The sequence below is a fragment of the Chlamydia suis genome, assembly GCF_900169085.1.
GTDB lineage: Bacteria > Chlamydiota > Chlamydiia > Chlamydiales > Chlamydiaceae > Chlamydia > Chlamydia suis.
Genome location: NZ_LT821323.1, coordinates 1,021,931 through 1,046,219, shown reverse-complemented (window position 1 = coordinate 1,046,219; position 24,289 = coordinate 1,021,931). Strand labels below are relative to the sequence as shown.

The following is a 24,289-nucleotide window of genomic DNA, read 5'->3' as shown; positions in this document are numbered from 1 at the left end:
CTATGACGATATCTGTAACTCAAGAAACCCAGCTTTCACCCCTCTCCCCAGTACCTGGAGAGCAGCAAGAGACCGCTTGTGAAACGACCTCAGCCATTTCCTGCGATATACAGACTTTAGACACCCAACAGGAAGCATTATTGCGCGCTTGCTCTGATCTTTGCTTATCGATTATTACAAATGTAGAGAATGCTCTTTGTACCACAATGAAAAGTTACTCTTCACCGAGCGAATCTCTATTCACCAAGCATGCCTCAACGCCCCAACGAGGTTTTTTGTCTTCCTCAACAGCAAGCTCTATAACAAAGGAAGCCCCCTCTTCACCCCAATCAACACCTCAGAATTCTCAGGACCTCGTCCCACTACCCGAAAAAATCTTTTCTCAAGCTTCTTCAAAACCTCTTTCTTTGAAACATGTATGCACAACTTCTCTGCAAAACACTTCGAAGAATACCACAACTCTTACAGCTTTGCTCCCTGGTCCCAATTTCACACAACCTCACGCATCCTCTTCTCTGAGCTCTCCTCCCCCCACTCGACTTTTCATTACCGTCTTCAACAAAAAGGAGAGCCATCTCTCAGAAAAAGCGCTTACAACATCATCTTCTCAATCTTCCGATGCTTCTCCTTCATCTCGAAAAGACAGCTTGCCATTCCGAACACTTATGAGCCCCATGGCTCTATTTGAAACAAAGGCTCAAACAGAAGCTTCGATTAAGGAAGGGCGATCGCAAGATCAAGACGATCAGCCTCAAGAAGGCGATCGCGAACGCAACCGTGATCACGACCACCCGGATCAACATGAAGAAAAGGAACCTTTCGCGGTAACTCTAGACGTTCCTACTAAAAAACAACGCCATCACACCCCCCATCCTGAATATCTACCCCAAGAAGTGCGTGAGTTTGCTCTTTCTGAAGCCCAACTCAGTCAATTGCTTCGCATACGCCTTAACCATTTGGATATTTTACGTATCTGCGCAGAGATTATGAAACTCATGCTCAATAGTCGCGAACAAGATCTTTTAGAGCGCCGCACCACTCGAGAGCATTTCATGCGAGAAGCCAAGAATATTGCCAACTCCTTTGCTAGACAAGCTCAAATTACGAAATGGCTCGGTATCGCTACGGCTACCTTAGGTATTTTCGGAGCTGTTTCACCCTTGATCGGGGAGGTTGGAGGAGAAGGCCTACTGAATGTCATTCGCAAGGCAACAGGAGGATGGCAGCGAGCCTCCTCAAAAACGTTTTTTGAAGGAATGGGAAAAATCTGCACCTCTCTATCCGAGTTAGCAAAAGTTTCTTCAACAGTCTATGATCTTCGTGCCAATGCTGTCCGAACGATAGCAGAAAGCTACAAAGAGCTATTTCGCCTAGAGCACGATGAAATGCTCCGATCGATAGAAGAGCTTAAAGATCACTGGAGAAACATGGACAACTTTCTACTACAAATCTTACAAACACAGCACGATGCCGTCCGTAGCCTGTATCAATAATGGCATTCATCCGATGAGAATTTCTCATCGGATTTTCTTTATTGTAGTTCTTTAGGCAGCTGAAACACCATATCTTCTTCTACGAAAAGATCCGTTTCAATTTCCAAATTAGGAATCCATTCCTGCAGTTTTGTTAGACAGGCCTGAACAACATCTTCAGGAGTCGAAGCCCCGGCAGTTACGCCAATATTTCCAGAATAGTGCAAAATTTCCTCGGAAATTTCCTCAGGACTATTGATAAGTCTAGCTACAACACCTCGCCTCGCAGCCACTTCTCTCAAGCGGTTGGAATTAGAGCTTTGAGGATCTCCTATTACATATACAAACTCTACCTTCGGAAGAATGTTGCGTAATGCCCCCTGACGGTTCTGCGTAGCATAACAGATAGAAGAGCTTGGGAGAGTAATGATTTGAGGATAACGAGTTTTTAAAGCAGCGACGATATCCGCGGCATCATCCATGCTTAACGTCGTCTGCATCACATAGAACAGAGGATCCTGCACACTAAAAAGCAAGGATTCTACTTCAGCAAGATTTTCCACAACGGTAATGTTATCGGGGGCTTCTCCACATATCCCGATCACCTCAACATGTTTTCTTTTCCCTATAAGAATAATATGGTATCCCTTCTTAGCATACATCTTGACTGCGGAATGAATTCTTGTCACAAGCCCGCATGTGGCATCAATAGCAATCAGCCCTCGCTCTTTAACTTCTTGTCTTATAGAAGGGGGAACCCCATGTGCTGAATAAATTACTCGACTATTCCTAGGAATTTCTTGCAAATCTTCAACAAAGATCGCTCCCTTAGCCCGTAATTTATCTACAACATGACGATTATGCACAATCTCATGCTTAACATAAATAGGCCCCCCCCACTTCTCTAAAGCCTTTTCTACGGTTTGTATCGCGCGAATCACTCCCGCACAAAACCCCCTAGGCGAACACACGATAACCTTACGCATGCATCATCTCCTCCCGCCGCCAAAATATTTAAACACAATAAGGGCTTTTCGATACTAAAAATCGAAAAACCCTTACCTTAATCATGGATGAAGACAATCGTTAAAAACTTCCGTCCTCGGAAAGCATGATTACACTATCGTTATTGATTAGCTGACAAACTAATTTTTTTACTTTTTCAAGATACTCAGAATAACCTCGATAACGAATATCATTAGATGTAAAGGGTATCTCAATATGAGGTTCAACCCCAAGATTTTCAATCAAGGCACCTTGTTCTCTAACCGCTAAAGACCCTGTCAAAGAACAACTTTTAATTCCTGTTCTGTTAGGGAACTGTACATTGAAAACAAATCCTCCAGCCCCAGCCGTTCGCGTTCCAACAATAAGAGCTCTGTCATTATCTTTCAAAACAGCAGGGAAGAAATCGGCACAAGAAAAATCTTGCTCATTAATTAAAACACAAATAGGTTTCGTATACTGGACGCTCGGATGGGGATGAATTTTCTCAAAGCCAAAGAGAGGAATTGGCGTGGATAATTCGATATCTCCATTTTTCCAGCAAGTCAACACCTGATTAGCGAAGCTTTTCAAATACTCGGCAGCCTGCAGATCAATCGTATACCCTTCCATATCGTCTCCCAAAACAAGACGAGCCTCTACGTTTGTATCCACATTTTCTAACAACTTCAACCAATCTAATGCATCAACCACTTCATCCTGAGTCAGAATCATTCTATGTTTAGGAAGATCCAAAGGTCGATCTGTCAACATAGAAAGCAATCCGTATAAATACAGGACGCTGCCCCCAGGATTATTCGTTTGGTCAATGATTAAAGCCTCTGTTTTTGCAGAAAATAACGAAATGATCTTAGCAAACTCTTCCCAGGGAAGCGGTCCTTCAGGATTGAAATCGTCCATTTCTTGCCAGCCATATGTAGGAATTCGGAGAAATCCTACGTTATGGCTCCTCCCATTTTCATCAACCACAGGGAAAATATAAGCGTGGAAGAGGCCCTCCGACTCCCAGATAACAGGCCCCATGACCGGAAGAAATCCATCGGAATCCCCAATATTGTACCCGCTTTTTAAGCCGCTCGTTGCGTAATGGTTACGCAACTCTGCCCAGAAATGCGGAACCATTGGAGAATAAAACAAAGTACTCGACCGATGAGACTGATCCTCTTTTTTAGGGAATAACCCTCTAACCGATCTTTGTAGCTGAGGAGTCTTGATAGAGGGAGCGATTGTAGCTAAATCCCCCACGCCTTCTGGAGTGTAGCGCCATTTCGCTCGGACTTCTTTTACAGACCCGGAAGGACGGCGAATTTTTAGGGTAACACGTCCGGAAGGAACTTTATGTCCTAAAGAAGCCATCCGAGAAAACAAGGTTCTTAAAGCCGCAGATTCTTCAGCACTAGTCCCTTTATGATTGGCCCCATACAAAGTAGCGAGAACTTCCTCAACAGGCTTCCCATCCACTTCAAGCAACTCGTCTCCGACTCGGATATCGGTAGAAAAAGTCATAACATCTACAAAATAGAAGCGCCCGTCGCTACTTTTTTGTACCGAATAAGGAAGATACGCATTTTCTACTGCAAAAAAAGTAACTCCCGCATGAAAATCGCTCAATGCACCAATAAAATCTGCAATAACTTGCTGACAAAAGCTTGTTGAAGGATTCTCTACTGACTTCAGCTTCTGCTCTGCAAAAATGGAACTCTGAGCCAGATCCCAACCTAAATACTGTTCTTTCCAAGTTTTAGGTGCATATTTAACTTGCAATAGATGCTCTAAAAAGCTCAAATCTCGTAAAGCATTCTTACACACCAAACTTTCCCCTTGTATGGGCGAATGTATGGCAGAAGAAAAGGTCAGCAGTAGTAGCAAAATCCTATTCATTTTCATAATTGATATTCTCCAAAAACCCATTTTTCCATTCAAAAAGGGTCCTATGATAGGTGGAGAGCTTCTTTATTTAAAGGTTTTTTAAAAAAATTTATATACACCTTTGAAAAGAAGTCATGCGAATAAACTTATACAATTCTCCATGAGAAAATACACGGCTAACCCCCCAAAATAACTAGCTAAGGCAATCCAAGAAGCATGTTTTACATACCAACCAAAGCTGACCTTTTCCATCCCCATATAGGCAACACCTGCTGCAGATCCGATAATGAGAATACTTCCTCCTGTTCCTGCGGCGTAAGCGATGAGTTTCCAAAGAGGATCATTCATCGGAAGATCGTACATCCCGATTGTAGCGGCCACAAGAGGTACGTTATCCAACACACTTGAAACCAAGCCAAGCAAAATAGCAAGAGTATTGCGAGAAAATATCGCATCCATACTCACGGATAAATCATGCAGCACATGTGAATAAGTCAGCGCACTAACAGCTAATAAAATTCCAATGAAAAATGTAACGGAGGCAATATCAATACGAGTTAAAATATGGGGCATACGCAAATGATTCCGTCCCTCACCATGAGGAGAATGAATCCAGTCACTAACAAGCCAAACTAGACCCAGCCCCAGCAAAGCTCCCATAAAAGGCGGGACCCCCCATACGGCTTTCCACATAGGCACCATAAGTAAAGAACCAAACCCAACACAAGCTATCAGGTTACTCTTAGGGAGGGCTGGCTCTTTATCAAGATCTTCTGCTAATCCTGAACATCGGCGTTTTTTCAACAGCAATTGCCCGCAGACTCCTGCAATCACTACACAAACTACACTAGGAAGAAATAGCGAAGTGATAATCCCTGCCGTTGAAATTTTATCATTAATCCAAAGCATAGTCGTTGTGACATCTCCTAAAGGTGTCCAAGCCCCTCCGGCATTCACCCCAATCACACACAGCGCTCCAAGTAACAAGCGATCTTCTCGAGATTTAACAAGACGTTTCAAAATAGAAACGATGATGATAATAGATGTGAGGTTATCTAATGCTGCTGATAAGAAAAAGGAAAGAGTAAGCAGCACCCAAAGTAAAACACTTCTAGATTCCACATTACAACACCGCACAACAATGGAGAACCCTTTATGAGCATCGATAAGCTCTACAATTGCCATCGCTGCAAATAAAAAGAAGATGACTTGCGCCATATCAGCAATTTCTTCGACCATCATAACATGGTTGATATGGGGCATATGAGAGAAACACACCAACCACATTAGCCCTCCCATAGCGAGAGACACAGCAGATTTATTTACCCGAACGATGTGTTCGAAAACAATCGCGAGATACCCAAACAGGAATAACGCACACAACTGAAACTTCAACATAAAGACCTCGACAAGCACATTGCTCCGAGGGCTTTATTCCCAAAAAACCAAGAGCCCTCAGAAGCCTGGGCAAAAACAATTACGAGAAACCACAAGACTTTGCGTATACACGCTGATGTACGTACAGTTAAAATCTAACCCCATACACAGATCTTGGGCTCGTCTCCAAGTTCTTAGCACAAGATAACCTTCCAGAGAAGACCCATCCAAAAGACAAGCTTACAAAGACCTAGACCATGTTACATAAAAGTAGTTTTCAGCACTACAGGGAAAACCCTTCTATCCCAATAAAAAAGAAACTATCTCTACTGACGACGACTAACGGATTAAAACAAGCTCGCGCTCTCTTCTTTAAGTGTAACATGTTTTTTTTAACCCGATGAACTCAGAGCTTCAAGCCCTATTCGTCCGCAAAACTATTGCATAGAAAGTCTTTTTCATCAAAAGTGTTCTCGCCTCTGTTTTCGCTGTAAGACTTAAGGGTTTGAAGGCTTTTGAAAGTCTTCCCCCCTTTCTATACAGACTAAAACAGCGCACGTTTATTTCTTTCGGGAGCTAGACAAACTCATCACGAATTGGTTTATGCAAAATACTGAAAACAATGTCACAAAAATTACGTTTTAGTTCCTATTCGTGGTACAAAAAAAACAGAAAGGGCATCTTACTATAGGATTTTCTCCCTCCTCGTTGGATAAATTTCCTTTCTACTATAAGAAAAGAACCGTCTTTTTCGAACACAGAAGAGGCCTTGGTGAAAGTTTCTCTATCCTTCAAACATCTTATCCCTAAATTAGTTACCTGCTTAAAACAAGGGTATTCTTTCAATACGTTGAAAAAAGATTTTATTGCAGGTCTGACTGCAGGAATTCTCGCCTTCCCCTTAGCAATTGCCATTGCAATAGGTATTGGCGTCTCTCCCTTGCAGGGGTTATTAGCCTCCATTGTTGGAGGCTTCCTCTCCTCTGCACTAGGAGGCAGTCGTGTATTGGTATCCGGACCTACTAGCGCCTTCATTTCTATCCTTTACTGCATTGGCGTTAAGTATGGAGAGGACGGGCTATTTACTATCACCTTAATGGCGGGGGTTTTTCTTATTATCTTTGGTCTTGCAGGATTAGGAACCTTTATTAAATACATGCCTTATCCCGTGGTTACTGGATTGACAACTGGTATCGCAGTGATCATTTTCTCTTCCCAAATTCGGGATTTTCTAGGCCTGCAAATGGGGGATGGCGTTCCTTTAGATTTTATTGGGAAATGGGTGGCCTATTGGGATTATCTGTGGACCTGGGATAGCAAAACCTTTGCTGTCGGCTTATTTACTCTACTTTTGATGATCTACTTTCGAAACTACAAGCCGCGTTATCCCGGAGTTATGATTTCCATTATCATCGCATCCACCTTAGTATGGATCCTTAAAATAGATATCCCCACTATAGGAAGCCGTTATGGAACTCTTCCCAGTTCGCTACCTGGTCCTAAATTCCCCCATCTAAGCATCACAAAAATGCTACAATTGATGCCAGACGCCTTAACTATTGCTGTGCTTTCTGGAATAGAAACTCTATTAGCTGCTGTAGTTGCAGACGGGATGACAGGGTGGAGACATCAATCTAATTGTCAGTTAATTGGTCAGGGAATTGCTAATATCGGAACCTCCTTGTTTGCAGGCATGCCTGTTACTGGCTCCCTTTCCAGAACCACAGCAAGCATTAAAAGTGGAGCTAGTACTCCCATTGCTGGGATGATCCACGCAATCTGCCTTTCTTTCATCCTACTGCTTTTAGCTCCTTTGACGATTAAAATCCCTCTAACCTGTCTAGCTGCTGTTCTGATTTTAATTGCCTGGAATATGAGTGAAATTCACCACTTTATCCATCTGTTCACAGCTCCCAAAAAAGATATTTTAGTCTTACTAACAGTCTTCATTCTCACAGTCATGACTACAATCACCTCTGCTGTACAAGTAGGGATGATGCTTGCAGCCTTTCTGTTCATGAAGCAAATGAGCGACCTTTCCGATGTCATCTCTACAGCAAAGTATTTCGATGAATCAGAACAACCTCATAACGACCTGCTGTTTAGCAAAAATGAAGTACCTCCTTTCACAGAAATTTATGAAATCAATGGTCCTTTTTTCTTCGGAATTGCAGATCGTTTGAAAAACTTATTGAATGAAATCGAAAAACCGCCCAAAATATTCATTCTCTGCATGACAAGAGTTCCTACGATTGATGCGTCAGCAATGCATGCTTTAGAAGAGTTTTTCTTAGAGTGTGATAGACAAGGAACTTTACTGCTATTGGCGGGAGTGAAAAAAACTCCTCTCAACGACTTGAGAAGATATCATGTCGATGAATTGATTGGAGTGGATCACATATTCTCAAACATTAAGGGCGCGCTGTTATTTGCAAAAGCCCTTATTAAGTTAGAGAGTAAATCCTCTAAGTAATTTTTGTTTGCAGAAAGAGTATTCTGAGCCTCCCCCGTCCGCCTCTTATAGCTAGAGGTGGGCGGGTTTTTTATTATACCTGTATCTCAAAACTCTATTCTGTTCCCTTCCCCCCTAACATCAATCCCGGAATTACATGCGCATCAAACTCTTCTTCGGATAAAAAACCTAACGCTACACAAGCTTCTTTAAGGCTTAAATTTTCATGAAAAGCTTTTAAGGCAATCTTAGAACATTTATCGTATCCCAAAATAGGCGTCAAAGCCGTCACTAACATCAAAGATCTATCTACATTTTGTTGCAACCGCTCTTTATTTACCTTTAATCCGCTGACAAAATAATCCGCAAAAGCTCTCATTGCTCCCGATAACAAGTCTACTGATTGCAAAAAGTCATAAATGATCACGGGTTTCATGACATTCAACTCAAAGTTCCCTTTCGTTCCAGCAAAAATAATCGATTGATTATTCCCAATCACTTGAGAACACACCATCTGCAAAGCTTCACTTTGCGTAGGATTAATTTTCCCTGGCATGATGGAGGACCCAGGTTCATTTTCCGGGAAAAAAATTTCTCCTAACCCGCAACGAGGCCCAGAGCCTAAAAAACTCAGATCTGTAGCTATTTTGATCAAAGAGCAAGCCAAAACAGCCAAAGAACCATGAGCTTGCACCAAAGCATCATGGTTCGATAATGCTGCAAAATAGTTCGAAGCTGGAATAAAAGGCTCGCCAGTTTCCTGCCTTAAGTAACCAATTACTTTCTCTACAAAACCTTCAGGAACATTTAATCCCGTTCCAACAGCTGTACCTCCAATGGCAAGCTCATAAAGATGCGTTAAGGAAAAACCTATCCGCTCTAAACAATTCCGTAACTGACAACTATACCCAGAAAACTCTTGCCCCAAAGTCATCGGAACAGCATCCATCAAATGCGTTCTTCCAATTTTAATATCTCTAGAAAATTCCAAAGCCTTGGCATCAAGAACTTTTTGCAAATGTTCCAAAGCGGGAATTAAGGAACCTTTTATACTCTGCACAGCTGCTATATGCATAGCCGTAGGGAAAACATCGTTAGAAGACTGAGATTTATTCACGTGATCATTGGGATGCACAGGATTTTTGCTTCCGACCTTTCCTCCATGACGTTGAATCGCTAAATTAGCGATGACCTCATTTACATTCATATTACTTTGCGTTCCACTTCCTGTTTGCCAAACCTTTAAAGGGAAGTGTTCATCAAATTTTCCGGAAAGAATTTCATCCGCCGCTGCAACAATCATATCTCGTCTTTTGGCATCTAGACACTGTAAATCTCCATTTGCCTTAGCAGCACATTTTTTAATTTTTACTAACGCGTAAATGACTTCTTTAGGCATCAATTCTTTCCCATAAGAGAAAAAATTTTTGGATCTTCCTGTCTGAGATCCATATAATTTATCTTCAGGAACCATTACCATTCCTAAACTATCATTCTCTTGTCGCATATGCTCCCTTCCCCTATGATTCTTCACTAACGGAATCTTTTTTCCCCCTCATGAAAAAATTGTTTAGCTATGGATTCATAATCCTCTTTTTGATTGGATTTTGGGAATTTTCTGCCCGAAATCACTCTAATTTCGGCTTTATATGCCCACCTCCATCTAAGGTGTTTACGACGGGGATCAACTCCTCCCAGATACTGCTTCACCACTTTTGGTATACAGCTCAGAACATTTTAGGAGGATTTTTTTTAGCTTTACTACTTGCAATCATCCTCTCCGCAGTCTTGCTTCTATTTCCCTCCACCCAGGGGGTATTACACCCCTTGTGTATTCTTGTGCAATGTCTGCCTATGTTTACTCTAGCTCCTTTAGTTGTTCTTTGGTTTGGTTGGGGAACCAAGGCTGTTATCATTCCAACAGCTTTAAGTATTTTTTTCCCCTTAGCATTAACGATTCATCAAGGAATCAAAAATGTTCCTGAAGAATTTTTAGAGCAATTTTTCCTTCATCAAGCGACAACCTGGCAGACACTTCTCAAACTAAGAGTTCCTTATGGACTCCCCCATATTTTCTCTGGACTAAAGATTGCTATGAGTGCAGCAGGATTCGCCACAATTGCTGGAGAGTGGGTTGCGGCTCAGTCTGGTCTAGGGATTCTGATCTTAGAAAGTCGAAGAAATTATGACATGGCAATGGCTCTAGCAGGTCTATCTGTACTTACCCTGCTCACCCTAAGCTTGTTTTATGGCATTCTTCTTCTTGAGCGCACCGCATTCTTTTTTTTCAGAATGGCAAAAAGCTCCCCCAAATCTTTACCAAAAAGGAAGCGATTTGCCTTAATTTTTCCTATTTTGATCATCGGAACCACTGGAGCACTCTGCTTGAAAGAGAAGCCCCAAGAATCTACTTTCCCCTCCACAAAATCCTTTACTCTGCTCCTAGACTGGACCCCTAATCCCAATCACATTCCCCTTTATGTGGGCCAAAAAAAAGGATTTTTCTTAGATGAAGGGATCTCTTTAACCCTGAAAAAAAATACCGATACCAGCTCTTCTCTCCCCCATCTCCTTCTTGAAAAAGTGGATTACACGCTCTACCACAGCTTGGGAATTCTAAAAGCCGCTATCAGAGGAGCTCCGATTCAGGTTGTTGGTAGACTCATCGATAGCTCTTTGCAGGGACTCATTTATCGAAAACAAGACGGTATTGAGAACCTCGAGGATCTCAACGGCCGCGTGCTTGGCTTTTGCCTTAATGATTCTAAAAACCTCCTTCATCTATTGGAGGCTTTACGCAAGCATCATGTTGTACCATCAGAAATCAAAAACGTGAGCGCGGATATGATTTCTCCTATGCTCACCCACCAAATTGACTTCTTGTATGGTGCCTTTTACAACATTGAAGGGGTAACTATTTCTTTGAAAGGGAAGCCTACCGGTTGCTTCCTTTCCGATACCTACGGATCACCAACAGGCCCACAACTCCTTATTTGCGGGAAAAGAGGATCTCAAGCTACAACACGCACAAACCTTCTTAGCATGCAAAAAGCTTTATCTCGCAGTTTAAATTTTTGTCGTGAACATCCTCAAGAAGCTTTTGCTATCTATGCGGAAGCTACCAAAGATGCGCCTAAGGTACTATCCTATGAGCAGGCGCAGTGGGAGACGACCATTCCTTTACTTGCAACAACACAAGCACCTTTACCGTTAGCTTTACTACAAGATCTTCTCTCAACACTATCTTCCACTTATCCCGATCTTCAGGCTGCTATAGATTCTTTTGACATCGAAAAGTTTGTTTCCTATGACTCGGAGGATTCAAGGCATACAGCCTGATTCTCTCCAAACAAAAAATTTTTTCATTCTTACAACGAGGTTTCTATAGTCCTTTTCTATTTCTCTAAATCTTAGTTTGAACTACACTCTTCCTGGCAATCCCGAAGTCTTTGAGATTGCATGGTTCCGAAAATCTTTTCTTTCGAGGCTTAATCAACCCCCGTACTAGAGTCTTTTATGGACTGGTCATTCTTTCTATTGTCTCAAAGTTGTATTTTATTTTTAGCGGCAGATTCTATGACTAACGTTGAGGTTTTGAATAGAATCCTTGAGAATTTATCCAGAAAGAGCAAGGCTCTGCTACTGATCCGAGAAAGTTTTTTTGCTCTTCTCGGATCATTCGTTCTTTATCCCGCGCTATCAGGACTCATCTACTCCTTGCAGACGCCGGCTTGTGCAACTACTGTTGTTGGAGGATGTGGTGTGATGTTCGTGGGACTACGAGCTATTCTTCGAAATACTCAACCCTCCCGTTGGGAGAAACTTTCGTCTCTTTCCCGTGCGCCTAAGATAGCCCCTATTGCGCTTCCTTTGATGGTTGGCCCCTCATGGTTATGTGCCTGCGCCCCATTAACCACGCAACACCTCCCCTTTTTTATAATTTGTGCACTGCTATGCCTCTCCTGGCTGATGATGACCGTAACCACCCTTGTTCTCCACCTAACCAGTAAGAAAGGGTCTCAAGCAATCATTGCCTCACAAACCATTTTAGGACTCGCTGTTGTTATCGTAGGAGCCCAGCTCCTTGTATCTGGTCTGCAGCAAACATTCCTATAGAAGCAAGTATCTTTATGCTACACTCCCTGTTTCGTCTTACTTTACTTTTTTATACCCTTTTTAACGCTCTAGGCTCCTTACCGATTTTCATTGCACTGTTAAAAAAATTCTCTTTCCGAAAACAGCAGCGCATCATTCTACGGGAGTCCATCTTTGCTCTGATCTTATTATTTGTATTTATAACGTTTGGTCGAGGATTCTTCCGTTTACTAGAAATCACACTACCAGCCTTTCAGTTAACAGGCGGCCTCCTTCTCGGAGTTCTCGCTATTAATATGATGCAAGCTCTTCCTTCCCAAACGGAAGCTTTAGATAAAGATGAGCCAGTCTTCTTCCCTTTAGCATTTCCTGTAATTACAGGCCCCGCTATGATTACATCTACCTTAGGACATATGGAAGAAGGCACATTCCCTAAAGAAATTGTTTTAGGAGCTATTTTACTCGCCTGGCTCTTCTCCCTAATCACTCTTCTTTGTTCTAGTTCCCTCAACCGATTATTTGGCCAAATGGGGTTACTAGCTTTGGAACGCTTGTTTAGCGTTAGCTTAGCTTTAATGGCTATTAACCTTACGTTAAAAGCTATTTCCATAGCTTTCAATATAGGATATTATGTTATGCCTTAGAGCAATTCTCTATTCCTATAGAGAAGACAAGAACTATCAGAAACCACTCCTTTTGACTCCTTTTATGAAAAGAAACAGTCCTTGCTGGTGTGGCAGTCAAAAAAAATGGAAACACTGCCACTACCCTATGAAACCAGAAAATCCTAGCGACAACCTGAGACAGCTTTATGCTTCTCGTTACGATATTATGCTCAAAACTCCAGAGCAGATAGAGAAGATTCGTAAAGCTTGCCAAGTTACCGCTCAAATTCTTGACGCTTTATGCGAAGCCGCTAAAGAGGGCGTGACAACCAACGAACTCGATCAACTATCTCGCGATTTACACAAACGCTACCACGCCATTCCAGCTCCCCTGAACTATGGGCACCCTCCCTTTCCCAAAACTATCTGCACTTCTCTTAATGAAGTCATTTGTCATGGAATCCCAAATGACATTCCTTTAAAACAAGGAGACATTATGAACATTGATGTTTCCTGCATTGTAGATGGATTTTATGGGGACTGCAGCCGAATGGTTATGATTGGGGAAGTTCCTGAAATCAAAAAAAAGGTCTGTGAAGCCTCTTTAGAAGCTCTGAATGCTGCGATCTCTATACTAGAACCTAATCTTCCTCTCTATGAGATCGGCGAAGTCATTGAAAATTGTGCAGCCAAATACGGGTTCTCAGTTGTTGACCAATTCGTAGGACATGGCGTAGGAATACAATTTCACGAAAACCCCTATGTGGCACACCACAGAAACTCTTGTCAAATTCCTTTGGCCCCCGGCATGATCTTCACTATTGAACCCATGATCAACGTAGGGAAGAAAGAAGGTATCATTGATCCCACGAACCACTGGGAAGCGCGAACTTGCGACAATCAACCTAGCGCGCAGTGGGAGCACGCTGTCCTGATCACGGATTCTGGTTATGAAGTACTAACTCTTCTAGACAGATAATTTCTTCTTCTAAAGCCTCAATCTGCAACAAAAGATTTTGAATAATAGCGAAACTATCCATTGTAGACAGATCTGAGGCTTTTTCCTCTTCTTCTCGTTTTAACACTAATAGCTGTTCTTGAGCCAAAAAGCATTCCCGTCTAGCCTTTTTAAGAAAAGCATCTTTAACTTTGAACTGCTCTCTTAACTGCAAATACATCCCTTTATAACTAGCCCTTTCATGATCAGCTGAAGAGCCTTGAACTCTTTCTATAGCAAGTTCTTGTTTTAAAGCTGCTATCTCTTCCTCTTTTTGAAGAAGCTTTTGCTCTAAGCCTTCTTTACAACGAGTTGCTTCCAGCAAATCCGACAAAGCCTTTTCTAAACGCTCTTCAGCAAAGCACTTCTCGCTATGCTCCTTCTCACACATTTTTTCTAAATGCGCCACCCTTTCAGCATCTCGAGACTGCCTTAGATGCTCCACCTCTTCTTGAGAATATCCTTGAAAAACTTTCCAAGGAAAAAGCGAGTTCTCTTCATCCCCAGCAACAACACGGATGTACTCTTGATGCAACGTCATATAGTCTTTCACCCAACTATCCCGCTGATCAATAAGAACCTGCAAATCTTCATTTGCATGCGAATATTTCTTAGAAACCTCTTGAAGCCGCTCACTACAAACAGAAAGCTCCTTTTCCAAAGCAGCTACCCGGCCTTGGTAAAGAAGCTCTCCGTCTTTCCGTTCTTGCACTTCATGATTATAGGATTCTTGAAGTTTATCGAGAAAAGCTGTCATGTTTGTTAAGGATATTGTTTTCTCCTCAATAAGCCCTTCTACAAAGAAAATGCTCAGCAAAAGCACTCCTAGGGAAAGAACGAACGTGACAGTAAGCATCCCTCCCCAAAAAATGGATATAGGGAAATGGTGGTAAAAAGTTAGGCCAAGAAACACTGCCCCTATAACAGCTATTCCATATCCCCAACTACGAAAAAAAGAAACCAAAGCAACAAAGATACCTATAACACCCAAAATGAGCGCGAGAGGCACCGAGGAGATCAGCGATAGACAGCGGATCTCCCCTAACAACAAAACAATGGGTATCGCGAAAAGCCCAACTTCAAGGTTCTGCAGAGGCCTTAGGAAAAAAGACATCCAAGCTTTCCCCTTTCCCCCTACAGTTCCGAATCCCATTAGAATCCTCTTTTTTGTTTAGGGCTGCTCTAAAGAAGCCAACGCTTTAGTTAACAAAAAGCTAACTAATTCTCGATCTCCCTCATAAACCATCTCGACCTGCATCTTTCCATCTGCCGAGGGTTTCCCACAAGTTAATACCACATAGGCATTAATATCATCCCCTTCTAAAAAATCCAATTGCTCGCAGCTCTGAACCTCTGCCACACAGCCCCCTTACCGGAAAATATTTCTCATCCCAAAGCTCTCTGCAATCCCCGCAAAGAGTTTTAAGACACTTAATTACTATTATTTACCTCCCAATTCAGGCAATTCCTGCCAACCCTTACTTTGGACAAAAACTCCCATTACGGACAGTAGTTCTAACTTTTTCAGTCGAACAAAAAAGGAAGGCCTCTATCCCCCTCTCAAGGCTATTAGCACTTAAAAGAAAGAGGGTTAAATAAGAGGCATACTTTTAAAACAAATTATTATTTTTATTAAAGAGAGAAATTGCTGGTAAAATAAAAAATAAAAAACCAAAAAAATTTTTTAGAATATGTCACTACCAATCTCTCCGGCAGAAGATACAAAATATGTCTCCTCTTTACCCCCTTTAGAGCCTCTGAGAACTCCTCCGATGGCAGAACTTTTATTCAGCATTTACTCTCTTCTTTTAGAAGCTGTAGAAATACGTCAACAAACAGTTCTCACACAGTCTCAACAACTCAACGACAATACTAATATCCAACAAGAATTAAACCAAGAAACTAATCGTATCAAATACGCTGTTGTTGGTGCTGGAGCTAAAGAAGATGAAATCACACGAGTACAAAACCAGAACCAAAACTATTCTGCACAACGCTCTAACATTCAAGACCAATTAGTAACAGCTAGACAAAACGGACAAATTATCCTCTCCCACGCCTCTACGAACATCAATATCATGCAACAGATCGCCCAACAGAACTCCTCTTTCATCAAAACGTTGAACTCCGTAGGAAGCACTGTTAACCAATTAAACAAACCCCTGTCTTAACCCCGTAGACTAATTTTGAGGCAGAACCATGTGGAATATTTTCCAAGAACCAGTGAAAGCTGTCGTAGAATTACCAGAAACCCCACCTGTTACAGGCACGACTAACTCCGCAACCGCAGATGAAATCATAGCTCGCTTTTCTAAAGATTCTAACCCTCTCATTGTGACCGTGTACTACATTTATCAATCTGTTCTTGTAGCACAAAACAACTTGGCTTTGGTTGCAGAACAGCTACAAGCAAATGCTGCGGCACAAACTTTCTTGAATAACGAGGAAGCTCTATACCAATACGTTACTATTCCTAAAAACCAAGTGAACTCTCAAAACTCCGCCTATTTGCAAAACGTACAATCTGTTAACCAAGCTGTAGGAGCTTCTAGACAGGCAATCCAAAACCAAATATCTGGACTAGGAAACGCCTCTCAAGTCATTTCCAGTAACTTAAACACAAACAACAACATCATCCAACAGTCTCTACAAGTTGGTCAGGCGCTCATTCAAACGTTTTCACAAATCGTAAGTTTGATCGCAAACATTTAAAAGAGGGAATCCCAATGAGTAGTGCAATCATACCCACTCTTCCAGAGAAAAACATTGTCATACCAGACTCTACATTAATGGAGCCTGCATCCATCGAAATCAATAAACAATCTGCTATGTATTTTTGCATTGCAGTCATGCTTCAGCTTTCTATATCCACCACAGACTACAGTCATGCAATCATGGCAGTTTTGCAAGAAAACACTCTGGAACAACAGCGTAAAACGAAAGAGCTTATTAACCTTCCCTTGTTATACGTTCCTTCCTTGATAAAAAAACAAGGCTCTAACGACGAATACACTAATAACACTACAATCCAAGCGTTCCAAACGTCTAATCAACAAATCACAGCAAACAGGGAACTTATCCAACAAGAGTTATCAGCAGCTCAACAGCGCGCTCAAGCAAACCAAAAATCCGTGAACGCGACTTCCTCTGAATCTATGCAAATTCTTCAAGCGGTTTCTGCTCTGCTCTCCTCTCTTGTTGATTTAACGATAAAAGCAAATCTAACAACTTCTCCCTCTGATTAAAAATTAGGCGCAAGGGGGCCCTTTGCGCCTAAAAAAAACAAATTGTCGAGACAAAGGAATATTGACAGCCAAAAACTTAGCCTAGATAATAGGGCCTATTATAAACACTTTTGTAAAAAGGCCTCTCCTTCATGAGAGTTATCTTTCCTGACAAATATACAAAAACACCCTTATTAGGTAGGGCTCTTAAACGGCTCCCTCTTTTAGTGCTGGCGACTTCTTGCTCCGCGCCCTTTATAGCATTTTTCCTACAATATTTTTTTCAAATGCAAGGGCCTATAGAGTGGTTAGCTCTCTCTGTAAAAGGCATCAGTCAACATCATTTTTGGCAATGGGTTACCTATCCCCTTGTTACAGCCGATACGCTAAACCTTAACGATTCCCAAAGCCTGGAAATCACGCAACGCCTACTCATGCGCAATACTCTAGATTTTATTCTCTTTTATAAGGCTACGGATGCGATTATACGAAAAATGGGAATGAGCCGCTTTGTCTTTCTACTTACCACTCAAGTAGGCGTGGTTGGGATGAGTATCTGGGCCTTCCTATGGTTAATTGGCAGCTCCCAAGCTTTCTTCGGCCCAGAGAGTTTGATCTGCGCCCTTCTCATTGTTCGCGTTTTTCTTGATCCAGAAAAGAGACTTACGCTCCCCTTTTTCCCCATTTCTTTGTCTAGAAAATGGAGTTTAGTTTTACTTCTGCATTTCTATTTTCTTATTCTTATCCTTTCTGGAGCTTATGCTGCCCTACTCGGTTCGGTGCTGTCTATGGCTCTGGCAGTCTTCTTTTGCTACCAAGAAAACCTTCCGAATCCTTATCGAGGTCTTTATCGATAACAGGCTTCTTAGAGGCTTCTTGATCAGAAAAAAAGGAGTACAAAGCGGCTCTAGCCTCCCCAATTCCATTCAAAACGCCTTCCTCAAATCGAAACTGAGGATCTCCCTCTAGTTCATCATAATCCATCGGTTGCAAAAGATCTTCTTTTGTTAATCCGGGAATTCGACTTGTTCCCAAAGCCATCAACCGTTGTTCCTGATCTGCATATAGGTGATTAAGCAGTTCAAAAATTTTATTTTTCATTTTTTGCCTTTCTTTTTTCTAAAAAAAAGTTTTTCATCAACCGCTCAGATTCTTGATGGCATACACCGGCACAACACTCTACTTGATGGAAAGGATGCTTTTCTAAAAAAACATTTACCCAGCTTCCACCAGCTCCTAAACGTAGATCTGGTGCCCCCCAGACAATTCTAGTAATCCGCGCCAACTGAATCGCCCCAGCACACATAAGACAGGGCTCTAACGTGCAATACAAGGTGGTATCTTTCAGTCTCCAATTTTGTAAATATTCTGCCGCAGCACTAATACAAATCATTTCTGCATGTGCCGTTGGATCTTGTAATTGTTCTACACTATTGTGCCCTCTAGCGATAATCACACCCTCATGAACGATGACACAGCCGACAGGAACTTCATCTCGTTCATATGCCTTTCTAGCCTCGTCTAGAGCATGTTTCATGAAAAATAAATCTTTTTCTATACACATAAAATGAACTACAACCAACTAAAAAACTTTTTAAGAATTCATGAGCATTTTCTTCATCAAAAAGCGTTCATAAGATACTACAAACAACCTAATCACAGTTCTACTTTTCACTTCTCTAAGAAAAAAAACTTCTTACTCTAGCAAAAGATGTACATTAACAAACATCTTAGGTATAATCGGCCATTACGGCATTTTTGTATTTAAGGAGACATCGAATGTCTTTGGATAAGGGCACTAAAGAAGAAATTACTAAAAAATTTCAACTTCATGAAAAAGACACAGGTTCAGCAGATGTGCAAATTGCCATCCTGACTGAACACATCACGGAACTCAAGGAGCACCTTAAAAGATCTCCTAAAGATCAAAATTCTCGCTTAGCTTTGCTAAAGTTAGTAGGGCAGAGAAGAAAGCTCTTAGAGTACTTAAATTCTACTGATACTGAAAGATATAAAAATCTAATTGCTCGCCTTAATTTGAGAAAATAATATCCGATTTTGTTTTTAGGACAACTCCATGGCTTTTGAGACTTTTTCTGTTACATTAGACAAAGATAAAACATTAATTTTTGAAACAGGGAAAATAGCTCGCCAGGCCGATGGAGCTGTTCTCGTCAAAATGAACGAAACTTGGGTTTTTTCGTCAGCGTGCGCAGCCTCTTTATCTGAGGCTGTAGATTTTCTCCCTTTCAGAGTAGATTATCAGGAGAAATTTTCTTCTGCAGGGAAAACCTCAGGAGGATTCTTGAAACGTGAAGGACGACCTTCCGAGAAAGAAATTCTTGTTTCTCGACTGATAGATCGCTCTTTGCGCCCATCTTTCCCAAATAGACTCATGCAGGATATTCAAATTCTGTCTTATGTATGGTCTTATGATGGCAAAACTTTACCGGATCCCTTGGCTATCTGTGGAGCTTCTGCAGCCTTAGCCATTTCAGAGGTCCCTCAAAATTGCATTGTTGCAGGAGTACGTGTAGGTCTTGTCGGAGGAAAATGGGTAATTAACCCAACTAAAGATGAGCTGGATGCTTCAAAACTTGATCTCGTTATGGCAGGAACAGCTTCTGCAGTACTAATGATCGAGGGACATTGTGACTTTTTGACGGAAGAGCAAGTTTTAGAAGCGATCAGTTTCGGGCAAGTATATATAGCTAAGATCTGCAATGCTATTGAAGCTTGGCAAAAAGCTATTGGTAAAGAGAAGCAATTTTCGGCTGTTCTTGATTTGCCGGAAGATGTGCAAAATGTAGTTTCGGATTTCATTAAAGAGAAATTCGCAAAAGCCCTTTCACTTAGAGATAAAGAAGCTTTAGAACAGGCTTCGAAAGAATTAGAAGAAGCCGTTGTTACAAACTTGGTTCAAGAAGAGGGTGATTTTTCTCTATTGAACGTGAAAGCTGCTTTTAAAAATGCAAAATCCAATCAAATGCGAGCTCTGATTAAGGATCTCGGCATTCGCGTAGACGGACGAAATACAACAGAAATTCGCCCAATTTCCATAGAGCCTTCTTTTCTTCCACGAACCCACGGGAGCTGTTTGTTTACTCGCGGAGAGACACAAAGCATGGCCGTGTGTACGCTTGGCGGAGAAAACATGGCGCAACGGTTTGAAGATTTAAATGGAGATGGTGCGGCTCGATTTTATCTACAATATTTCTTCCCACCCTTCTCTGTAGGAGAAGTGGGTAGAATCGGTTCCCCAGGAAGACGAGAAATCGGTCACGGAAAGCTCGCTGAAAAAGCTTTGAGCCACGTCCTTCCTGAAACATCTCGCTTCCCCTATACAATTCGGGTGGAGTCGAATATTACGGAATCCAATGGCTCTTCTTCTATGGCTTCTGTGTGCGGAGGATGCCTTGCTCTTATGGATGCAGGAGTACCAATTAAGGCTCCTGTAGCAGGTATTGCCATGGGGTTAATCTTGGATCAAGATCAAGCTATTATTCTGTCTGATATCTCAGGAATAGAAGATCATCTAGGAGACATGGACTTTAAAGTCGCTGGAACTGTAGATGGTATCACAGCTTTTCAAATGGATATCAAAGTAGAAGGGATTACGCATCAGGTCATGGAGCAAGCGCTGGCCCAAGCTAAGCAGGGACGCTCCCATATTCTGAATCTTATGATGCAGGTAATGTCTTCCCCTAAAGGGGCTATTTCCAAATACGCTCCTCGTATTGAAACCATGCAGATCAATACTTCCAAGATTGCGACAGTCATAGGCCCCGGAGGAAAACAGATCCGTCAGATTATCGAGCGATCTGGAGCCCAGGTTGACATCAACGATAATGGGATCATTAGCATAGCTGCAAGCACCCAAGAATCCATCAACAAAGCAAAAGAGCTTATTGAAGGATTAACCGGAGAAGTTGAGGTTGGCAAGATTTATAATGGCCGTGTAACCTCCGTCACGACCTTTGGAGCATTCGTAGAGGTCCTTCCAGGTAAAGAGGGGCTTTGTCATATTTCTGAGTTGTCTAAACAAAAAGTAGAGAATACGGCAGATGTTGTTAAAGAAGGAGACATGCTTGCCGTTAAACTGCTTAGCATTAATGAAAAAGGACAGCTTAAGCTCAGCCATAAGGCAACATTGGAAGGGTAAGCTCTTCTTGTTTAAAGAGCAGTTGCTTACCCCCCCTTTTCTTTAAGACTTTGTGTAGTCCGTTACAGTTCTATTCGAAGCAAAAAAAAGAGAGAGTCTTTAGGACTCTCTCTTTTATTTTAACGGCTACTCTTTGAAATTATGTAGTGGTATTGAACTTCAACCCGGTCCCATCCTGCACATTTTCTTGAGGAGGAGGCGGAGGAAGATCTTCGGACACTTTTTTATACAGCATCCCTTCTTCCTTCATACGCGCGCGCTTCTTCTCAGAATCCCAAGAATGGTCCATAATTTCTTTAACATCTTTTGAGTCTAATGTTTCAAATTCCATTAACATCTGAGTCATAAGCTCCAACTCTTCCTTATGACTATTAATGATATCTAGAGCTCTTTGATACGCAGCATCTAACAGCGTTTTGAGTTCATTATCAATAGCTTTAGCCGTCTCTTCCGAATAATTTTTTTCATGATAAGTTCCATATCCAGTAGGCGCTGTATCAGAACGTTCATCGTAAGCCACAGTTCCTAAATGATCGCTCATTCCCCACTCACAAATCATACTGCGTACAATCTTCGTTGCTTGAGCAATATCCTGTTGCGCTCCACTAGAAACATCTCCTAGAAAAATTTGCTCAGCAGCCCGACCTCCCATAAGCACCGCCAGCTGATCGTAAAGCTCTTTTTTCCAATAACTTAATTTATTTTTTTCTGGAAGAAAATGCGTGGCTCCTAAGGACAGGCCTCTAGGAATGATTGTGACTTTATCCACTGGATCTGAATGCTCAACGCAAAGCCCTACAATAGCATGTCCGGACTCATGATAGGCTGTTGTCTTTTTCTCTTGAGCATCCATCTCCAAACTACGCCGTTCTTTACCATAAAGAACCTTATCTCTCGCCTCGGCAACCTCAATAGCAGTAACCGCAGTGCGATCTTTTCTGGCGGCCAATAATGCTGCTTCATTCAGAAGATTTTCTAAATCAGCGCCCGACGCTCCAGGCGTACTACGCGCAACAGCCATGAGATCTACCGTGGGATCTAGTTTAATACGTTTGGCATGAACCGAAAGAATCTCAAAACGACCTTTAATATCAGGAAGATTCACAACAACACGGCGATCGAATCGTCCCGGACGCAACAAAGCCTTATCTAACACATCTGGACGGTTGGTTGCGGCCATTAGGATAACTCCCTCGTTTGTCCCAAATCCATCCATTTCCACCAACAACTGGTTTAAAGTCTGCTCCCTTTCATCATGTCCCCCTCCAATACCAGCTCCACGATGACGTCCAACCGCATCAATTTCATCGATAAAGATGATGCAGGGAGCATTTCGCTTAGCCTGCTCAAACATATCGCGAATTCTACTCGCCCCTACTCCAACAAACATTTCAACGAAATCGGACCCAGCTATAGAGAAGAACGGACGATCTGCTTCACCAGCAACAGCTTTAGCAATCAAAGTCTTTCCTGTTCCTGGAGCCCCTATAAGAAGAATCCCTTTAGGGATGCGCCCTCCTAAGCTTGTAAATTTAGTAGGATTTTTTAAGAAATCCACAATCTCAACAAGCTCTTCCTTTGCCTCTTCTATCCCCGCTACATCAGCAAAAGTTACTTTATTCTGCCCTTTTGTTAACAATCGTGCAGGAGACTTCCCAAAGGACATGGCTGAACCATTCATGCCCTTTACCTGACGAGAAAAGATAAAGTAGATGAATAGCAACACCAAGATAATCGGCATAAAAGTAAATAGATACCCAGAGTAGTGCGGGGTAGGCTCTTCACTTCTAAATGTTTTTTCTAAAACCAAATTTCTAGGCTGATCCGGAGCTCTGAAAGACAAAGATTTATTAGCAGGGAATGCAACCCATTCTTGCTTAGCCCCTTCAAACCATCTACCAAAAACTTCGGGATCTTGCTTTTCTAAAGCTCGCGAAGACAGCTCTTGATTATTGAAATACCAAACAGCTTGGGTCAATTCGCTACGCAACTTATCAAGCTGGGCTTGAATTTCCTCTCTTTCTCCCAAAAGCTTGACTAATCTATTGAAATCCTCTCGGTATAGCCGTACGGAACGCAATTGATTAAAAAGAGCTCCCTCTTCTGGAGAAACCAACGACACAGAAATTCTATGTAAAGTCTCAAGGACCGTTTTATACAAAGCAATCGCCCGATCCCCATCTATAATCTGTGTTAAAGAATTTTCTACCTGCTGATGTAAATCTTTAATTTCTTTTTTTAAGGATTCAGAGCCAATGCCTAAAGCGGGCGAAAGATATTTTCCAACCAATGCATATAAGTCAGACCCAAAAACTTTAAGACTTTCCGTAGATCTAGGTAAAGAGCGCACACGATCTTCCAAGGCGGAAAGATTTACAATTTGAGGGTCTACAGGCCCGTAGACAACTAAAGGCTCTAAAACTGAAATCCCTACATCTGTTCGAGGAGAAATTGTATATCCTGATTCAGGAATAGGCATTCCAGAAATAGCAGAGAACCAAGTAATCGCATGACGAACTTCTTTGGCTAAAACTGACAAGGACTTATTGGCTTCTTCCAACTCAAAATCTGTCTGATGCTTACGGTCAATAAGATCAAGATATTGATACCGCATCTGGCCTTCTGCCGGAACCGCCTCTCGGAAACGCCCACTAAATGACACTAAATTATCATTTAAAGCTGTCTTGCGGCTCTCTTCTGGAATAAGCAACTTGAGGTTTACAAGATGTTCGAGTTGATGGCTGAAGCCCACCGAAGCTTTTTTAGCAGAGAAAAAGTTTTGGACTGTGACTACGCCAAAAATCACTCCGAATAAAAGAAAGAAAAAAGCAGTAGGAAAACTTTTTTTGGATTCTGGATTTATTTTTTTATCTTTAGCCATAAAACTCACTACAATGCTAATCAAACAGGCAGATAATTATTCAATATATCAAAATATTTTATTATTTTGTTTATAAACCTCTACTTGTAGAGATAAAAAACAAGAAGTGTTTTTCTTTCAGCAATCTGTTGAACCATACTATGAAAGCTC

The 24,289-nt window shown here is 41.8% G+C and carries 21 protein-coding genes; 12 read left to right on the top strand and 9 right to left on the bottom strand.

What is annotated here, in order from left to right; all coding sequences use genetic code 11:
- Positions 1–2 precede the first annotated feature (2 nt).
- On the top strand, positions 3–1,493 hold the full coding sequence (locus tag B6E89_RS04730) for a hypothetical protein (RefSeq protein ID WP_080125865.1): 1,491 nt from the start codon (positions 3–5) through the stop codon (positions 1,491–1,493).
- Positions 1,494–1,531: 38 nt separating this feature from the next.
- Here the strand turns inward: B6E89_RS04730 and ispH are convergent, their stop codons facing one another.
- The 3 genes from ispH to B6E89_RS04715 form a co-directional block, all read right to left on the bottom strand.
- Positions 1,532–2,458 carry a 4-hydroxy-3-methylbut-2-enyl diphosphate reductase gene (ispH, locus tag B6E89_RS04725; RefSeq protein WP_080123311.1) on the bottom strand — a complete coding sequence of 309 codons (927 nt, stop codon included), beginning with the start codon at positions 2,456–2,458 and terminating at the stop codon, positions 1,532–1,534.
- Positions 2,459–2,558: 100 nt separating this feature from the next.
- Complete coding sequence (locus tag B6E89_RS04720) at positions 2,559–4,364, bottom strand: protease-like activity factor CPAF (RefSeq protein ID WP_080133231.1); 1,806 nt, start codon at positions 4,362–4,364, stop codon at positions 2,559–2,561.
- Between the two features lie 114 nt (positions 4,365–4,478).
- Positions 4,479–5,744 (bottom strand): NhaD family Na+:H+ antiporter, encoded by a 1,266-nt coding sequence (locus B6E89_RS04715; RefSeq protein ID WP_035407869.1) that lies wholly within the window; start codon positions 5,742–5,744, stop codon positions 4,479–4,481.
- Positions 5,745–6,492: 748 nt separating this feature from the next.
- Between B6E89_RS04715 and B6E89_RS04710 the strand changes: the two genes are divergently transcribed.
- Positions 6,493–8,196: a solute carrier family 26 protein gene (locus tag B6E89_RS04710; protein ID WP_087877971.1), complete on the top strand. Its 1,704-nt coding sequence runs from the start codon at positions 6,493–6,495 to the stop codon at positions 8,194–8,196.
- A gap of 94 nt (positions 8,197–8,290) precedes the next feature.
- Here the strand turns inward: B6E89_RS04710 and fumC are convergent, their stop codons facing one another.
- Positions 8,291–9,682, bottom strand: coding sequence for a class II fumarate hydratase (gene fumC, locus B6E89_RS04705; RefSeq protein WP_080133230.1), 1,392 nt, complete (start codon positions 9,680–9,682; stop codon positions 8,291–8,293).
- A 50-nt stretch (positions 9,683–9,732) separates the two neighbouring features.
- Between fumC and B6E89_RS04700 the strand changes: the two genes are divergently transcribed.
- From B6E89_RS04700 to B6E89_RS04685, 4 genes are all read left to right on the top strand, one after another.
- Complete coding sequence (locus B6E89_RS04700; RefSeq protein ID WP_080133229.1) at positions 9,733–11,514, top strand: ABC transporter substrate-binding protein; 1,782 nt, start codon at positions 9,733–9,735, stop codon at positions 11,512–11,514.
- A gap of 177 nt (positions 11,515–11,691) precedes the next feature.
- The gene (locus B6E89_RS04695) at positions 11,692–12,291 is read left to right on the top strand and encodes a MarC family protein (protein ID WP_080129212.1); all 600 of its coding nucleotides are present in this window, start codon (positions 11,692–11,694) and stop codon (positions 12,289–12,291) included.
- Between the two features lie 14 nt (positions 12,292–12,305).
- Entirely contained in the window at positions 12,306–12,914 is a 609-nt protein-coding gene (locus tag B6E89_RS04690) for a MarC family protein (RefSeq protein ID WP_080133228.1), read from the top strand.
- Between the two features lie 64 nt (positions 12,915–12,978).
- On the top strand, positions 12,979–13,854 hold the full coding sequence (locus B6E89_RS04685) for a methionyl aminopeptidase (RefSeq protein WP_080123335.1): 876 nt from the start codon (positions 12,979–12,981) through the stop codon (positions 13,852–13,854).
- Here the strand turns inward: B6E89_RS04685 and B6E89_RS04680 are convergent.
- A complete protein-coding gene (locus tag B6E89_RS04680) occupies positions 13,811–15,025 on the bottom strand; it encodes a hypothetical protein (protein WP_080133227.1) in 1,215 nt (404 codons plus the stop codon). The two genes, B6E89_RS04685 and B6E89_RS04680, sit on opposite strands and share 44 nt — an antisense overlap.
- Before the next feature lie 18 nt (positions 15,026–15,043).
- Complete coding sequence (locus tag B6E89_RS04675; RefSeq protein WP_035407849.1) at positions 15,044–15,232, bottom strand: hypothetical protein; 189 nt, start codon at positions 15,230–15,232, stop codon at positions 15,044–15,046.
- A gap of 331 nt (positions 15,233–15,563) precedes the next feature.
- On the opposite strand from B6E89_RS04675, the gene B6E89_RS04670 reads away from it, so the two are divergent.
- The 4 genes from B6E89_RS04670 (at position 15,564) to B6E89_RS04655 (ending at position 17,953) form a co-directional block, all read left to right on the top strand.
- The gene (locus tag B6E89_RS04670) at positions 15,564–16,043 is read left to right on the top strand and encodes a DUF720 domain-containing protein (protein WP_035407847.1); all 480 of its coding nucleotides are present in this window, start codon (positions 15,564–15,566) and stop codon (positions 16,041–16,043) included.
- Between the two features lie 28 nt (positions 16,044–16,071).
- Positions 16,072–16,584 carry a DUF720 domain-containing protein gene (locus tag B6E89_RS04665; protein ID WP_035407844.1) on the top strand — a complete coding sequence of 171 codons (513 nt, stop codon included), beginning with the start codon at positions 16,072–16,074 and terminating at the stop codon, positions 16,582–16,584.
- Between the two features lie 14 nt (positions 16,585–16,598).
- Positions 16,599–17,117: a CT847 family type III secretion system effector protein gene (locus B6E89_RS04660; protein ID WP_080133226.1), complete on the top strand. Its 519-nt coding sequence runs from the start codon at positions 16,599–16,601 to the stop codon at positions 17,115–17,117.
- Between the two features lie 131 nt (positions 17,118–17,248).
- Entirely contained in the window at positions 17,249–17,953 is a 705-nt protein-coding gene (locus tag B6E89_RS04655; RefSeq protein WP_080129210.1) for a hypothetical protein, read from the top strand.
- Here B6E89_RS04655 and B6E89_RS04650 read toward each other — a convergent pair.
- Positions 17,883–18,197: a hypothetical protein gene (locus B6E89_RS04650; protein ID WP_080121758.1), complete on the bottom strand. Its 315-nt coding sequence runs from the start codon at positions 18,195–18,197 to the stop codon at positions 17,883–17,885. The genes B6E89_RS04655 and B6E89_RS04650 overlap by 71 nt on opposite strands.
- Positions 18,187–18,660, bottom strand: a complete 474-nt coding sequence (gene tadA, locus B6E89_RS04645; protein WP_035407836.1) for a tRNA adenosine(34) deaminase TadA — start codon at positions 18,658–18,660, stop codon at positions 18,187–18,189. The genes B6E89_RS04650 and tadA overlap by 11 nt, the downstream gene beginning before the upstream one ends.
- A gap of 215 nt (positions 18,661–18,875) precedes the next feature.
- Between tadA and rpsO the strand changes: the two genes are divergently transcribed.
- Entirely contained in the window at positions 18,876–19,145 is a 270-nt protein-coding gene (gene rpsO, locus B6E89_RS04640) for a 30S ribosomal protein S15 (protein ID WP_009872230.1), read from the top strand.
- A 28-nt stretch (positions 19,146–19,173) separates the two neighbouring features.
- Positions 19,174–21,258, top strand: coding sequence for a polyribonucleotide nucleotidyltransferase (pnp, locus tag B6E89_RS04635; RefSeq protein WP_080124019.1), 2,085 nt, complete (start codon positions 19,174–19,176; stop codon positions 21,256–21,258).
- 139 nt (positions 21,259–21,397) lie between these two features.
- Here the strand turns inward: pnp and ftsH are convergent, their stop codons facing one another.
- Complete coding sequence (gene ftsH / locus B6E89_RS04630) at positions 21,398–24,139, bottom strand: ATP-dependent zinc metalloprotease FtsH (RefSeq protein ID WP_080133225.1); 2,742 nt, start codon at positions 24,137–24,139, stop codon at positions 21,398–21,400.
- Positions 24,140–24,289 lie beyond the last annotated feature (150 nt).